Source organism: Hydrogenophaga intermedia, assembly GCF_000723405.1.
In the GTDB taxonomy this organism is placed as follows: Bacteria; Pseudomonadota; Gammaproteobacteria; order Burkholderiales; family Burkholderiaceae_C; genus Hydrogenophaga; species Hydrogenophaga intermedia.
Map to the genome: position 1 here is coordinate 26,983 of NZ_CCAE010000039.1, position 14,186 is coordinate 41,168.

Annotated in this window: 13 protein-coding genes; 6 read left to right on the forward strand and 7 right to left on the reverse strand. The window is 69.2% G+C overall.

Going from position 1 to position 14,186, the window contains the following annotated elements; translation table 11 throughout:
• Positions 1-80 precede the first annotated feature (80 nt).
• The 7 genes from BN948_RS18590 to dapF all read right to left on the reverse strand — a co-directional run bounded on the left by BN948_RS18590 (position 81) and on the right by dapF (position 8,170).
• The gene (locus BN948_RS18590; RefSeq protein ID WP_009519072.1) at positions 81-1,898 is read right to left on the reverse strand and encodes a hypothetical protein; all 1,818 of its coding nucleotides are present in this window, start codon (positions 1,896-1,898) and stop codon (positions 81-83) included.
• 31 nt (positions 1,899-1,929) lie between these two features.
• Positions 1,930-3,003, reverse strand: a complete 1,074-nt coding sequence (dksA, locus tag BN948_RS27080) for an RNA polymerase-binding protein DksA (RefSeq protein WP_009519070.1) — start codon at positions 3,001-3,003, stop codon at positions 1,930-1,932.
• A 254-nt stretch (positions 3,004-3,257) separates the two neighbouring features.
• Positions 3,258-4,346: a CobW family GTP-binding protein gene (locus BN948_RS18605; protein WP_009519069.1), complete on the reverse strand. Its 1,089-nt coding sequence runs from the start codon at positions 4,344-4,346 to the stop codon at positions 3,258-3,260.
• Positions 4,347-4,410: 64 nt separating this feature from the next.
• Positions 4,411-5,595 (reverse strand): class I SAM-dependent rRNA methyltransferase, encoded by a 1,185-nt coding sequence (locus BN948_RS18610; protein ID WP_009519068.1) that lies wholly within the window; start codon positions 5,593-5,595, stop codon positions 4,411-4,413.
• A gap of 25 nt (positions 5,596-5,620) precedes the next feature.
• Positions 5,621-6,571, reverse strand: a complete 951-nt coding sequence (locus BN948_RS18615; protein WP_009519067.1) for a tyrosine recombinase XerC — start codon at positions 6,569-6,571, stop codon at positions 5,621-5,623.
• A complete protein-coding gene (locus tag BN948_RS18620; protein ID WP_009519066.1) occupies positions 6,568-7,266 on the reverse strand; it encodes a DUF484 family protein in 699 nt (232 codons plus the stop codon). Before BN948_RS18620 ends, BN948_RS18615 begins: the two co-directional genes overlap by 4 nt.
• Positions 7,267-7,291: 25 nt before the next feature.
• Positions 7,292-8,170: a diaminopimelate epimerase gene (dapF, locus tag BN948_RS18625; protein WP_009519065.1), complete on the reverse strand. Its 879-nt coding sequence runs from the start codon at positions 8,168-8,170 to the stop codon at positions 7,292-7,294.
• Between the two features lie 221 nt (positions 8,171-8,391).
• Here dapF and BN948_RS18630 point away from each other — a divergent pair, with 221 nt between their 5' ends.
• The 6 genes from BN948_RS18630 to BN948_RS18655 all read left to right on the forward strand — a co-directional run bounded on the left by BN948_RS18630 (position 8,392) and on the right by BN948_RS18655 (position 14,062).
• A complete protein-coding gene (locus BN948_RS18630; RefSeq protein WP_009519064.1) occupies positions 8,392-9,399 on the forward strand; it encodes an ABC transporter ATP-binding protein in 1,008 nt (335 codons plus the stop codon).
• Positions 9,400-9,460: 61 nt separating this feature from the next.
• The gene (locus BN948_RS18635) at positions 9,461-10,747 is read left to right on the forward strand and encodes an ABC transporter substrate-binding protein (RefSeq protein ID WP_009519063.1); all 1,287 of its coding nucleotides are present in this window, start codon (positions 9,461-9,463) and stop codon (positions 10,745-10,747) included.
• Positions 10,748-10,757: 10 nt separating this feature from the next.
• Positions 10,758-11,678, forward strand: coding sequence for an ABC transporter permease (locus tag BN948_RS18640; RefSeq protein ID WP_009519062.1), 921 nt, complete (start codon positions 10,758-10,760; stop codon positions 11,676-11,678).
• Positions 11,678-12,559: an ABC transporter permease gene (locus tag BN948_RS18645; RefSeq protein WP_009519061.1), complete on the forward strand. Its 882-nt coding sequence runs from the start codon at positions 11,678-11,680 to the stop codon at positions 12,557-12,559. Before BN948_RS18640 ends, BN948_RS18645 begins: the two co-directional genes overlap by 1 nt.
• Entirely contained in the window at positions 12,556-13,314 is a 759-nt protein-coding gene (locus BN948_RS18650) for a GntR family transcriptional regulator (RefSeq protein ID WP_009519060.1), read from the forward strand. Before BN948_RS18645 ends, BN948_RS18650 begins: the two co-directional genes overlap by 4 nt.
• A gap of 7 nt (positions 13,315-13,321) precedes the next feature.
• Positions 13,322-14,062, forward strand: coding sequence for an aspartate/glutamate racemase family protein (locus BN948_RS18655; RefSeq protein WP_009519059.1), 741 nt, complete (start codon positions 13,322-13,324; stop codon positions 14,060-14,062).
• Positions 14,063-14,186: the final 124 nt, after the last annotated feature.

The following is a 14,186-nucleotide window of genomic DNA, read 5'->3' on the forward strand; positions in this document are numbered from 1 at the left end:
GTGAGGGCTTTGCGCCGCCATGCAAGGGGCAGCGGTGAAACCGGATGCAAGCAACGGCCCGGCGGCCAGCCGCCGGGCCGTCAATCGTTGCGCAGAACGACCTTCGCGTACTCGGTGATGCCGATGACGTGAAAGAACGCCGAGATCAGCCGGTGCACGTCGACAAACTGCACGAGCCGGTTCTGCGCGTGGTGATTGGAGACCCAGTTGAGCAAGGTTCCAGCGGCCGAAAAATCGACGCGGATGAGGTTGCGGCAGGAGAGGATCAGCACGTCGGCACCTTCCAGGCGCTGTTCCAGCATGTCGATGGTGCTCTGCGCGTCGCCCCGGATCTCGCCCGAGAGTTCGACCAGGCCCAGGTGGTTGACCGAGGAGCCGGGCTGGGAATCCATGCCCGCCTCGCCCGACAGGGTGGAGTGCACAGCCTCGATCACCGATTCGCCGAGCACCGAATGGCCTTCGTCGCCATCGCCGCGCACCGACTGGTAGCGGCAGCGGGGCCGCTCCCAACCCGGCGGGGAGAGTTCGTAGGTGACGCAGAAATCGAGCGCGGTGAGCTCGAATTCGTCGGCGCGGTTCATGAGCCGCAGCACCGCCATGCGCAGTTCCCACCAGAGCTGCTCGACATCGCGGCGGCCCGAGTGCGTCATGTTCTTCAGCACCTCGCGCAGCTTGGAGCCGCCCACGAAACGCAGGTCGACGTCCTGGTCGGTCCACAGCGTCACGATGCCCAGCAGCGCGCGGGCGGCCTTCTGGTCCATGCTGGCGAGCAGAGTCCAGTCGAGCACCCAGGGCGAGCGCGCGCGCGACAGCACGTTCTGCAGCGTGCCAACAGCGTGCGCGTCGAGCTCGGGCTCGCAGGCCCAGACGGCGCGGGCCTGCGTGGCCGCCACCGGTTCCTGGGCCGCACCGACCATGCGGTGCACCGCGGCCGGCATGTCGTACCACTGCGGGGCCGAGCGGCTGAAGCGGTTCACGAACTCCACCGCGCGGCTTTCGAACGGTGCCAACTGGCCGGTGGCACGGTACAGGTCGAACAGCGCGAGCCAGTCGGCCTCCTGGTCGACCCGCGTGCCACCTTCCGACACGGCTTCGAGCAGGCCCTGTTCGGCGCCCGCGTCGTCCCCGTTGGCAAAGCGGATCGCGGCCTCCTCGACCTCAGGGTCCTGAGCGATCTCCTGCACATCGAGCGCGTAGAAGTGCGAGGCCGAGAACTCGGAGCCCTGGCCGCTGGGTGTACCGGCGCGCGGCGCCATGAGGCCAGTGCGCGGGCCGGCACTGACCGCCTTGGCGGGGGCCGGCGCCGTGACGGCATTCGCCGCGCGCAGGTCCATGGGTTCGGTGGGCTGGTGCTCGCGCGCGCCGGGGTTGAGCAGCGGCGCGGGCTCGGTCACGTCGTACTGGGCGCGCAGGCGCGCCGGGTCCACCTGCGGCAATGGCCGGATCGGCGAGGCCTCGCGAGCCTTCTGCTGCGACGCGCCGGGCGGCTGCGCAGCGCTGTTGGGGCCGGGCGAGCCGGTGCTGGTGATGGAGTCCGCGCCCTTGGTCTTCCACCACTGCATGGACATCTGGGCTTCGATCTCGTCGATCTTCTTGAGCGTCATGGCCCGGTCGTCGGGCTTGGAGGGGATGCTGCTCTGGAAGAAGGACGGGCGCATGCCTTGCGCTTCGGCCGGGCTGCCCTCGCGCGAGCGGATCTTGCGCAGCATGTCGAATTCGCGCTTGCGCACGAAGTCGTTGCGCCGCTTGCGCTCGATCATTTCCTTGAGCGCGGCCTTGCTGTACTCGCTCTCGCGGTCCGACTGGCGCGTGTCCAGGTCCGCCCAACTCGTGGTCGGGTGGCGAACGAATTTCACCACCTTGGAAAGAAAGCCGCCGCTGGAGTCGTCCTTGGACATGGAACCGGGCCGTGGATCGATCAGCCGGCGCTCAGTCGCCGAACATCTTCTGCTTGAGTTCGCGGCGCTGCTGCGCTTCGAGCGAAAGGCTGGCTGTGGGCCGCGCGATGAGACGGCCCACGCCGATAGGCTCGCCGGTCTCGTCGCAGTAGCCGTAGTCCTCCGCCTCGATGCGGGCGAGGGCCTGCTCGATCTTCTTGAGCAGCTTGCGCTCGCGGTCGCGCGTGCGCAGCTCCAGGGCGTGCTCTTCCTCGATGGTGGCGCGGTCGGCCGGATCGGGCACGACCACGGTGTCCTCACGCAGGTGCTCGGTGGTTTCGCCCGCGTTGTTCAGCATGTCGGCGCGCAGGCGCTGCAGCTTGAGTTTGAAGAAGGCCAGCTGCACGTCGTTCATGTACTCGCTGTCGGGCATGGCCTGCACGTCCTGATCGGTGAGCTGCTCGACCGGCAGGGTCTTCCAGTTGTTGGCCCGCTTGGGGTCCTTCTGGAGGGATGAGGGGGCGGGGGGCGTCATGACGGTTCGTTCATTCATGTGGGAGAAGGTCGCCTTGGCGGCGTCCGGGGCATGGCTGGGGACCGAGGCCGGCTGGGACATCTGCGCCAGCATGACCTTGCGGGCCTCGCGCTTGCCCATGGGTGGGGGCGAGGGTTCGATGACGATCGGCGCGGGCGGGCTGGCGACCTTGGCCTTGGAGATGACGGCCTTGGCCGCCGACGCCGCTTTGGCCGCTGACGATGCCACCGAGACGGTCTTGGCAGGCGTGGCGGCCGCTTTCGCGGCAGGCTTCGCGACCGGTTGCACGGGAGTCTTCTTCACGGCGGCTTTCTCGGGTGCCTTGGCCACGGCCTTTTTTGCCGGGGCCTTCGCCACCGGCTTGGCCGCCGCCTTCCCGGCCACTGGTTTGGCCGGCGCTTTCTTGGCAACGGCCTTCACGGCGGGCTTCGCGGGTGCCTTGGCCACAGGCTTCTTCACTGCGGGCGCCTTCTTGGGGGCAGCCTTGGCCGAGGAAGATTTGGCCGTTGCAGCCGGCTTGGCGGCACGCGCGGAGGCGCCCGAGGCGACGGACTTGCCTGCTTTCGCTGCCTTGGAAGCCGGGGCTTTCACAACGGGTCTCCTTAGGATGGCTGGGGCGTCCCTTGCAAGGGATCATGCCCGGCACGTGGACCGATGGCGACAGGTCGAAACCCGGACCCGCCTTCGGCGAAGGGGCTGTTATACCCCCATGCTGTGTGACAAAAGTCCCGTTCGATTCGGGGCGCGATTGTAGCCATGCGCGAAACGCACTTCGCACCGGCCAGCAGGCCGAGGTGCGGGGAAGCGAGACATACGACACGGCAGGCCCCGCGCACCGGGGCGTTTCAGACGAGGCTCTGCTCGAGCCCCTGCTCGAGGATGTCGCGCGGAAGGTCGATGCCGATGAAGACCATCTTGCTCATGCGCTTCTCGTCGGGACCCCATTCGGGCCCGAGGTCGCTGCCCATGAGCTGGTGCACGCCCTGGAAGATGACCTTGCGCTCGGTGCCCTGCATGTGCAGCACGCCCTTGTAGCGCAGCATGCGCGGGCCGTAGACCTGCACGATGGCACCCAGGAAGTCTTCGAGCTTCTCGGGGCTGAAGGGGCGATCGGCGCGGTAGACGAAGCTCTTGACGTCGTCGTCGTGGTGGTGATGGTGCCCATGCCCGTGGCCGTGCTGGTGCGAGGGGTGGTCGCAGTGCTCGCCATGGGCGTGGTCATGGTCATGGTGGTCGTGCCCGTCGTGCTCATGGCCATGATCGTGATCGTGGTCATCGGCCTTGAGAAAGTCCGGGTCAATCTCGAGCTTGGCGTTGAGGTTGAAGCCGCGCAGGTCGAAGACTTCCTTGATGGCCACCTCGCCGAAGTGCGCGGGCCGCATGGCCGCGCGCGGGTTCATGTGCTTGAGGCGGTGGGTCAGCGCATCCACCTCCTGCGGGGAGACCAGGTCGGCCTTGCTGATGAAGATCTGGTCGGCGAAGCCCACCTGGCGGCGCGCTTCCTGGCGGTCGTTGAGCTGATCGGCGGCGTGCTTGGCGTCCACCAGGGTGACGATGGCGTCGAGCAGGTACTGTTCGGCCACCTCGTCGTCCATGAAGAAGGTCTGGGCCACGGGGCCGGGGTCGGCCAGGCCGGTGGTCTCGATCACCACGCGATCGAAATCGAGTTCACCCTTGCGCTTCTTCTGCGCCAGGTCAGCCAGGGTGGCGCGCAGGTCGTCGCGGATGGTGCAGCAGATGCAGCCGTTGCTCATCTGGATGATGTTCTCGGTGGTGTCGGCCACCAGGATCTCGTTGTCGATGTTCTCTTCGCCGAACTCGTTTTCGACGACGGCGATCTTCTGGCCGTGGGCCTCGGTGAGCACGCGCTTGAGCAGGGTCGTCTTGCCCGAGCCGAGGAAGCCGGTGAGGATGGTGGCAGGGATCAGGGCCATGGTGCGTGGAGGGGGTGGGAAAACGAAGGCGGACGAGTGTAGGCCAGCAAGATGCGGGCCGGGTTCAGGGGCGGCGCATCACCACCAGGCCCTTGAGGTATTCGCCTTCGGGAAAGTTCACCGTCATCGGGTGGTCACGGGCGCCGCCCAGGCGCTGCAGGAAGACGCCATCCACGCCCGCCTCCAGCCCGGCCGAGGCCACGATCTTGTGGAACAGCTCCACGCCCACGCCACCCGAGCACGAAAAGGTGAACAGCACGCCACCCGGGCGCAGCAGCTTGAAGCCCAGGCGGTTGATGTCCTTGTAGGCGCGCGCGGCGCGCTCGGCGTGGGCCGCGGTGGGGGCGAGTTTGGGCGGGTCGAGCACGATGCCATCGAACTGCCGGCCTTCGTCGATGAGGCGGCGCAGGGTCGTGTTGACGTCCGCGTCGAGCCACTCGCAGCGATCGGCGGCGAAGCCGTTGAGCGCCACGTTGGCGCGGGCCTGCTCCAGCGCAGGGCCCGAGGAGTCCACCGAGAGCACGCGCCGGGCCCCGCCCGCCAGCGCGGCCACGGTGAAGCCCCCGGTGTAGCAGTAGCCGTTGAAGACCTCGGCCAGGCCGTAGCGCTGCACAAGGTCGCGGCAGGCGGCGCGGCTGTCGCGCTGGTCGAGGTAGTAGCCGGTCTTGTGGCCGCTGGCGACGTCCAGGCCCAGGCGCCAGCCGTGCTCGTTCAGCTCCAGGGCGGTGCCGCCCTGCCCGCGCAGCCAGCCGGTGGCGTCGGCCAGACCTTCCAGGCGCCGGCTGCTGGTGTCGCTGCGTTCGTACAGGCGTGTGCAGCCGGTGAGTTCGACGAGGGCATCGGCGATGGCGTCCTTCCAACGTTCGACACCGGCGGCGCCGAACTGGGCGACCAGGGTGTCGCCGTAGCGGTCCACCACCAGGCCGGGCAGGCCGTCGGACTCGGCGTGCACCAGGCGCACGCCGTCGCTGGGGATGGCCAGGCGTTCGCGCAGGGCGATGGCGGCGCGCAGGCGTTCCTTGAAGAAGGCGGCGTCGATGCGCTGGCCCTGATCGAAGCTCCAGGCGCGCACGCGGATCTTCGAGGCCGGCGAGTACGCGCCCCAGGCGAGGAACTGGCCGTCGGCGCCGTCCACGCGCACGGTTTCGCCGGCATCGGCGCTGCCCCTGGCGATGGCGCCGTCGAACACCCAGGGGTGCCGACGCTGCAGCGAGCGTTCCTTGCCGGGCTTGAGTCGGATGGATTTCATGGCCGCGATTGTCGCGGCGGCGCGCTCACTTGCCGCGCGGCTTGCGGGCCTGGGCTCGCGGATGGGCGGCGTCGTACACGCGCGCCAGGTGCTGGAAATCCAGCCGTGTGTACACCTGCGTGGTGCCGATGCTGGCGTGGCCCAGCAGCTCCTGCACGGCCCGCAGGTCGCCGCTGGACTGCAGCACATGGCTGGCGAAGGAGTGGCGCAGCATGTGCGGGTGCACCGGCGTGGCCAGGCCTGCCTTGAGGGCGCGGCGCTTGAGCCGCACGCGGATGTATTGGGGCGTGAGCCGCTGGCCGCGCTGGCCGATGAACAGTGCGGCGTCGTCGCGCGCGAAGGCCACGCGCAGGTCCAGCCAGCGCCGCAGCGCTTCCAGCGCGGCGCGACCCACCGGCACGCTGCGCCGCTTGTTGCCTTTGCCGAGCACGTGGGCCTCGGCTTCCTGCAGGTCGATCCAGCCGCGCGCCACGCCGCTGGCCGCCACGTCCAGCCCCACCAGCTCGCCGATGCGCAGGCCGCAGCCGTACAGCAGCTCGGCGATGCAGGCGTCGCGGGCCTCCAGGGCCGGGTCGTCCTCGGCGTCTTCGTAGCTCGCCAGCCGCACGGCCTCGTCCACCGGCAGGGCCTTGGGCAGGGGCTTGCCGGCCTTGGGGGCGCGCACATCATTCACGGGGTGTTGCTGGATCAGGCCCTGGCGGCCGAGCCAGCCATAGAAGCCGCGCCAGCCCGAGAGGATGAGCGCAATGCCGCGCGCGCTGCGCCCGCCCGAGTGCATCTGCGCCACCCAGCGCCGCACGTGCGCGGGCACCACGTCCACCAGGGCCACGCCGGCCTCGCGCGCGTTGGCCTGCAGCTTGTCCAGGTCGGCGGTGTAGAGCGCCAGCGTGCGCTCGGCCAGGCGCTTGTCCACGCGCACGTGGTCCAGGTAGGCCCGCACCAGGCCCGCGTCGTCGGTGCGGGCCAATTCGGTCATTCGACCGTGGCAGGCACCACCGGGCGCAGGCGCGACAGCGCGGCACTGGTGAGTTCGCCAATGCGTTCGAGGAAGTCGGTGCCCATGTCGGGCGCGAAGCGCTGCGGGTCCGGCGAGGCCAGCACCAGCAGGCCGAAGGCCTCGGGCGCGGCGCCCGCGCGCAGGGGAATCAGCGCCAGCGAGTTGGCCGACGACGGATCGACCAGCCACTGCGCGGCCTCCAGGCCCGGGTTGTGGCCGCAGTACGGCACCGCGAGCGAGCTGGCAAAAGCCTGTGCGTCCTCGCTCGCGCCCTGGGCGTAGTCCTCGCCGCCGAACTCGACGGACACGCCCCAGACCTTGATGCCCACCTGCGGCACCAGGAACTGCGCCGCCAGCTCGGTAGCGGCCACGCGCGGCAGGTCGCGCGCCTCGCGCACCAGCAGCAGCTCGCGCATCCAGCGCTGCAGCTTGTCGGCGATGGCGGTGTTCTCCTTGCCGTGGCGCAGCATCTCGGCGCCCTTGAGTTCCAGGCCGCGGATCTTCTCGCGCAGCATCTCGGCCTGGCGCTCCTGCAGGCTCACCGCGCGACCGCCGTGTGGGCTGGTGAGCTGCACCGCCGCCAGCAGGCTGGCGTGGCGCTCGAAGAAATCGGGGCTGTTGGCCAGGTACTGGGCGATGTCGTCTTCGGTGATGGGCGGGATCGGCTGGGTCATGGTCTTGAACGGGAAAGGGGTCGGTTCAGCTCAGGTTGTCGGGGACGGTGATTTCGCCCTCGAACACGGAGGTGGCAGGGCCGGTCATGAACACCGAGGCGTCGTGGCTGGCGGTGTCGATCCACTCGATGGTGAGCACACCGCCACGGGTGTGCACGTCCACGCGAGAGCCTAGCCAGCCCAGTCGGATGCCCGCCACCACGGCGGCGCAGGCGCCGGTGCCGCAGGCCAGGGTTTCGCCGGCGCCGCGCTCGTACACGCGCAGCTTGACGGTTCGGGTGTCGACCACCTGCAGGAAACCGGCGTTGACGCGCTGCGGGAAACGCTCGTGGTTCTCGATCAGCGGGCCCCAGGCCGCCACCGGGGCGCTGTCCACGTCGTCCACCAACAGCACGGCGTGCGGGTTGCCCATGGACAGCACGGCCACGTGCTGGTCGCCCGCGTAGGGCACGGGCAGCGGCCAGCGCTCGAAGTTGCCGAGCTTCTCGGCCCGCAGACCTCGGGCGTCGAACGGCACCCGGGCCAACGCGAACACCGGCGGGCCCATGTCCACGGTGACGCGGCCGTCGGGCAGGCGCTTGAGCTCCAGCACGCCGTTCTTCACCTTCACGCGCAGCGGGTTGCGCTCGCTCAGGCCTTTGTCGTGCACGTAGCGCACGAAGCAGCGCGCGCCGTTGCCGCAGTGCTCCACCTCGCCGCCGTCGGCGTTGTGGATGACGTATTCGAAATCAAGCCCCGGGCCGGGGGCCGGGCGCACGGAGAGGATCTGGTCGGCGCCGACGCCGAAGTGGCGGTCGGCCAGGTAGCGGTACTGCGCCGTGTTCAGGCCGAGCGATCCGCGCGTCTCGTCGAGCACGACGAAGTCGTTGCCCGCGCCTTGCATCTTGGTAAAGCGGATCTGCATGGGCGCGAATTATCCGCGCACGGAACCTGTGCGGGCGCGACGCACGCAATCGACCCACGGTGCGCAGGGCTGGTGCGCCTCGCCACGGTGCGCGCGCACCGGCGGGCGTCGCACCGGCCGTGCACGCCCCATCACCGTGCACAAATGGCCAGGATCTTGTACGCAATCGGTGCCGGATTGCGTACAAACTGCCTGGCACAAGTCGTGCAAGCCGGGGGCCCATGCACGCCGAAGCCCCCACCCCCGCCGCCGTCGAGCTGATCGCGCTGACCAAACGCTACGGCCCGTCGAGCGTGGCCGTCGACAGCATCGATCTGCGCATCGCCCCCAACAGCTACTGCTGCCTGCTGGGCCCTTCGGGCTGCGGCAAAAGCACCACGCTGCGCATGATCGCGGGGCACGAAAGCACCACCAGCGGCGACATCCTGCTGGAGAACCGCAACATCACCACGCTGCCGGCGGCCAGCCGCGGCACGGCCATGATGTTCCAGAGCTTCGCCCTGTTTCCGCACCTGACGGCGCTGGACAACGTGGCCTTCAGCCTGAAGATGAAGGGCGAGGACAAGGCCGGTCGCCAGGCCAAGGCGCAGGCCCTGCTGGAGCGCGTGGCCATGGGCCACCTGGCGCAGCGCAAGCCGGGCGAGCTGTCCGGTGGCCAGCAGCAGCGCGTGGCCCTGGCGCGCGCGCTCATCACCCAGCCGCGCGTGCTGCTGCTGGACGAACCCCTGTCCGCCCTGGACCCGTTCCTGCGCATCCAGATGCGCGCCGAACTGCGCCAGTGGCAGAAGGACCTGGGCCTGAGCTTCATCCACGTGACGCACTCGCAAGAAGAGGCCATGGCCCTGGCCGACACCATGGTGGTGATGAACCAGGGCCTGATCGAGCAGGTCGGCAGCCCGCACGAGGTCTACAACCGCCCCGCCACCGAATTCGTGGCCCGCTTCATGGGCGGACACAACGTGCTGTCCACCGCCGACGGCAAGGTGGCCGTGCGCAACGACCACATCACGCTCGACGAGGCCGACGCCGGGAGCGACTGGCAAGCCACCGTGAGCGACGTGGAGTACCAGGGCACCTACGTGCTGCTGGGCCTGCGGATCGACGGCGGAAGTGGCGAGACCGTCTCGGTCATGGTGCCCGAGGCCCGCTTCCTGCAACGCCCCTTCCAGTTGGGCGAGCGCGCGCGCCTGACTTGGGACCCGCAGCGCGCCCATCGCTTCGCCGCCTGAGGCCCTCCCCCTTTTCCCGATTTCCCCGCCCTTCCCCTTCAACCACCACAGGAGCACTCCCATGTCCGAACCGATCGACAGCAAGCCCGGCCAGGCCGGCATCTCGCGCCGCAGCCTGCTGCAGGGCAGCGCCGGCATGGCCGGCATCCTGGCCAGCGGCCTGGCGCCCGCCGTGCACGCGCAAGAGAAGATCGTGCTGCGCTACCTGGGCACCGCGGTGAACCAGGACAAGGCCATCGCCGAGAAGTTCAAGGCCGACACCGGCATCGAGATCCAGTACGTGGCCGTCACCACCGACGACGTGACCAAGCGCGCCGTGACCGCGCCCAACAGCTTCGACCTGATCGACACCGAGTATTTCTCGCTCAAGAAGATCGTGCCCACGGGCAACCTCAAGGGCATTGACACGAAGAAGATCAAGAACGCCGACAAGATCACCACGCTGTTCACCACCGGCACCGTGGGCGGCAAGGCCGTGGGCGACCAGGGCACCGCGCCCAAGAAAGTGATCTTCCTGGAGGGCGAGAAGAGCAAGGCCTTCGCCAAGTCGCCGACGCAGTTCATGAGCCTGATCCCCACGGTCTACAACGCCGACACGTTGGGCATCCGGCCCGACCTGATCAAGCGCCCCATCGGCTCCTGGGCCGAGCTGCTCAACCCCGAGTTCAAGGGCAAGGCCGCGATCCTGAACATCCCCTCCATCGGCATCATGGACGCGGCCATGGTGGTGGAGGCCATGGGCCTGCACAAGTACCCCGACAAGGGCAACATGACCAAGGCCGAGATCGACCTCACGATCAAGACCCTGATCGAAGCCAAGAAGGCCGGCCAGTTCCGCGCGCTGTGGAAGGACTTCAACGAGTCGGTGAACCTGATGGCCTCGGGCGAGGTGGTGATCCAGTCGATGTGGAGCCCGGCCGTGACTGCCGTGCGCACCAAGGGCCTGGCCTGCACCTTCCAGCCGCTGAAAGAGGGCTACCGCGCCTGGGCCGCCGGCTTCGGCCTGCCCGCCACGCTCAGCGGGCGCAAGCTCGACGGCGCCTACGAGTTCATCAACTGGTTCCTCGACGGCTGGGCTGGCGCCTACCTGAACCGCCAGGGCTACTACAGCGCCGTGCTCGACACCGCCAAAGCCAAGATGGAGGCCTACGAATGGGCCTACTGGATGGAGGGCAAGGCCGCCGAGAAGGACATCAAGAGCCCCAACGGCCAGTTGCTGGCCAAGGCCGGCGAGAAGCGCGACGGTGGCTCGTACGAAGAGCGCATGGGCGGCATCGCCTGCTGGAACGCTGTGATGGACGAGAACGAGTACATGGTCCGCAAGTGGAACGAGTTCGTCGCGGCTTGAGGCGCCACCCATGATCAGCACCACACCCGCGGCGCACGGCGTCGCCCACACACCCGAGCGGCCAATGCCGGCCTGGTGGCAGGCCGCGCCGTACACGCTGGTGTTCGTGCTGTTCTTCCTCTTGCCCCTGGGGCTGATCCTGATGGTCAGCTTCTGGGACTTCAACGAGTACGAGCTGCTGCCCGGCTTCACGCTGCGCAACTACGCCAGCATCTTCGAGGGCTGCTCCACGCTCACTGATCACGGCGACTTCTGCGTCACGCTCTCGACCTACCTGTCGACGCTGAAGTTCAGCTTCCTGGTCTGGCTCATCACCCTGGTGCTGGGCTTCGCGGTGGCTTATTTCCTGGCCTTCCACGTGCGCTCCAGCGGCATGCAGACGGCCCTGTTCGTGCTGTGCACCGTGCCGTTCTGGACGTCCAACGTCATCCGCATGATCTCGTGGGTGCCGCTGCTGGGCCGCAACGGCCTGGTGAACCAGGCGCTCACCGGGCTGGGCGTGGTGGACGAGCCGGTGGAGTGGCTGCTGTTCTCCGACTTCTCGGTGGTGCTGGCCTTCGTGCACCTCTACACCATGTTCATGATCGTGCCCATCTTCAACAGCATGATGCGCATCGACCGCAGCCTGCTGGAGGCCGCCAGCGACGCCGGCGCCAGCGCCTGGCAGACGCTGTGGAACGTGATCGTGCCGCTGTGCAAGACCGGCATCATCATCGGCTCCATCTTCGTCATCACCATCGTGATGGGTGACTTCGTCACCATCGGCGTCATGGGCGGCCAGCAGATCGCCTCGGTGGGCAAGATCATCCAGGTGCAGACCAGCTACCTGCAGTTCCCGCTGGCGGCGGCCAATGCGGTGATCCTGCTGGCGGTGGTGCTGATGATCATCTGGTGCCTCACGCGGCTCGTGGACATCAGGAAGGAGCTGTGATGCGCGAACGATCCCCCGGCTTCTGGCCGCTGGCCTTCGTGTTCGCCCTGTTCGTGCTGTTCATGTACGGGCCGATGTTCGTGATCTTCGTGCTGAGCTTCCAGGGGCCGGACGGCGGCCTCACCTTTCCGCTGCGCGGCTTCTCGCTGCACTGGTTCCGCCAACTGGCCGAAGGCCTGGGCACGGTGGACATCGGCTCGGCCTTCCTGCGCTCGCTGGGCCTGGGCGCGGTGGTGATGCTGCTGACCGTGGTGCTGTCGGTGCTGGCGGGCCTGGCCTTTCGCAAGCGTTTGCGCGGCGGCGACGCGCTGTTCTACGTCACCGTGGCCAGCCTGATCATGCCGTCCATCATCGTGTCGCTGGGCATCGGCCTGCAGTTCCGCCTGCTCGATGGCGGCATCAAGTCGGCCCTGGAGACGCTTGGCGCCACCACCACGCTGGAGGGCTACGGCACCGCGCTGGGCCTGTTCACCTCGGCCCTGGGCGCGCACCTCACCTGGACGCTGCCCTTCGGCCTGCTGATCATGTTCGCGGTGTTCAACCGCTTCAACCCGGCGTATGAAGAGGCCGCGCGCGACCTGGGCGCCACGCGCTGGCAAAGCTTCCGGCACGTGGTGCTGCCCCTGATCGGACCCTCCGTCATCGGCATCGGCATGTTCGGCTTCACGCTGAGCTGGGACGAGATCGCGCGCACCTCTCAGGCCATCGGCGACGTGAACACGCTGCCGCTGGAACTGCAGGGCCTCACCTCCACCGTCACCACACCGGCCATCTACGCGCTGGGCACGGTGACCACGGTGGTGTCCTTCCTGGTGATGGGCGTCACGGTGGGTCTGGCCGTGCTGCTGGGGCGGCGCCAGGGCAAGGGGCGAAAGGCATGACACGAATGCCCCCGCGCGAGGCCGCCCGTGCGGCTTCACGCCCCCGCCGCGCCGCCGCCAGCGCCAGCCCGAGCGACCAGGACATCTACGACCGCATGATCTCGGCCGTGCTGGACCACCGCCTGCTGCCCGGTACCAAGCTGGTGGAAGACCGCCTGGCCGAAGCCTTCGGCGTGTCGCGCACGCGCATCCGCCCGGTGCTGGTGCGCCTGGCCAACGAGAGCATCGTCACGCTCACGCCCAACCGCGGCGCCACCGTGGCCCAGCCCAGCGAGCAGGAGGCGCGCGAAGTGTTCGAGGTGCGTCGCCTGGTGGAAGCGCCTTTGGTGGCACGCTTCATTGCCAACGCCGAGACCGCGGACATGCAGGCACTCACCCGCTGCATCCGCGACGAGGAGGCCGCGCGCGGCGCGGGCGACATGCACCGCGCCATCCGCCTCTCGGGCGACTTCCACCTGCACATCGCCGAACGCTCGGGCCACGGCACGCTGGGCGGCGTGCTGCGCGAAATGGTCTCGCGCACCTCGCTGATCCTGATGGCGTACAGCCCCACGCACGGCCGCGCCAGCGAGGACGCCACCGCCTGCGGCTGCCAGGAGCACCGCGCGCTGCTCGCCGCCATCAAGCTGCGCGACGCGAAAGAAGCGGCGCGGCTGATGGACGAGCACCTGCGCCGGCTGGAGGCACAGCTGGTGTTCCCGCCCGCGCGCGACGCCGGGCCGGATCTGCTCGACCTGTTCGGCGGGGCGGGCTGAACACCGCATGCGCGAGCTGCTGGTCGTCAATCCCAACACCTCGGCCGCGGTGAGCGACCTGCTGCAGCGGCACGTGCAGGCCGCCGCGGGCTCGCACGTGCGGGTGCGCACCGTCACCGCGCGCTTCGGCGCGCCCTACATCGCCGACGAAGCCAGCTTCGCGGTGGCAGGCCACGCGGCGCTGGACGCCTGGGCGGCGGCGCTGGCCACCCCCGAGCGCGCGCCCGACGCGGTGCTCATCGGCTGTTTCGGCGACCCGGGCCTCATGGCCTTGCGCGAGTCCAGCCCGGCGCCGGTGACCGGCCTGGCCGAGGCCTCCTTCATCGAGGCCGCGCGCCACGGGCGCTACGCCATCGTCACCGGCGGCGAACGCTGGGGCCCCATGCTGCAGCGGCTGGCGCAGTCGCTGGGCCAGGCCCAGCAGCTCGCGGGCATCCACACCGTGGTGCCCACCGGCGCACAACTGGCGGCCGACCCGGCGGGCGCGCAGCGCCTTCTGGCCCAGGCCTGCGCCGACGCGGCGCGCCAGCTGGGCGTGCAGGCCGTCATCCTGGGCGGCGCCGGGCTGGCGGGCATGGCGGCGGCGGTGCAGGCCCTGGTGCCGGTGCCGGTGATCGACAGCGTGGTCGCGGGCACGCACTGGGCGCTGCGCAGCCCACCACCGCCGCCTTCGCGCGCCGCGCCCGGATTCGACATCGCCTGGCAGGGCTTGTCGGCCGAGATGCGGGCGCTCGGGTCGGCACCGTAGCGCTCGGCGGCGCGGCGCCCGAGCGCGGCGCCGCCCATGGCCACACCGCCTGCGCGCGACAGCGCGCGGCGCAGCCCTCGCGCACAATCGTGCGCATGGTCCGCCCCACCCAGCTCCTTCACCC

What these genes read in the sequence shown, in the direction of transcription:
- BN948_RS18605 (WP_009519069.1), bottom strand. Translation starts at nt 4,346, where the DNA reads ATGGCCCTGATCCCTGCCACCATCCTCACCGGCTTCCTCGGCTCGGGC.
- BN948_RS18655 (WP_009519059.1), top strand. Translation starts at nt 13,322, where the DNA reads ATGCGCGAGCTGCTGGTCGTCAATCCCAACACCTCGGCCGCGGTGAGC.
- BN948_RS18620 (WP_009519066.1), bottom strand. Translation starts at nt 7,266, where the DNA reads ATGACCCAGCCGATCCCGCCCATCACCGAAGACGACATCGCCCAGTAC.
- BN948_RS18640 (WP_009519062.1), top strand. Translation starts at nt 10,758, where the DNA reads ATGATCAGCACCACACCCGCGGCGCACGGCGTCGCCCACACACCCGAG.
- BN948_RS18610 (WP_009519068.1), bottom strand. Translation starts at nt 5,595, where the DNA reads ATGAAATCCATCCGACTCAAGCCCGGCAAGGAACGCTCGCTGCAGCGT.
- BN948_RS18635 (WP_009519063.1), top strand. Translation starts at nt 9,461, where the DNA reads ATGTCCGAACCGATCGACAGCAAGCCCGGCCAGGCCGGCATCTCGCGC.
- BN948_RS18645 (WP_009519061.1), top strand. Translation starts at nt 11,678, where the DNA reads ATGCGCGAACGATCCCCCGGCTTCTGGCCGCTGGCCTTCGTGTTCGCC.
- BN948_RS18630 (WP_009519064.1), top strand. Translation starts at nt 8,392, where the DNA reads ATGCACGCCGAAGCCCCCACCCCCGCCGCCGTCGAGCTGATCGCGCTG.
- BN948_RS18615 (WP_009519067.1), bottom strand. Translation starts at nt 6,571, where the DNA reads ATGACCGAATTGGCCCGCACCGACGACGCGGGCCTGGTGCGGGCCTAC.
- dapF (WP_009519065.1), bottom strand. Translation starts at nt 8,170, where the DNA reads ATGCAGATCCGCTTTACCAAGATGCAAGGCGCGGGCAACGACTTCGTC.
- BN948_RS18650 (WP_009519060.1), top strand. Translation starts at nt 12,556, where the DNA reads ATGACACGAATGCCCCCGCGCGAGGCCGCCCGTGCGGCTTCACGCCCC.
- BN948_RS18590 (WP_009519072.1), bottom strand. Translation starts at nt 1,898, where the DNA reads ATGTCCAAGGACGACTCCAGCGGCGGCTTTCTTTCCAAGGTGGTGAAA.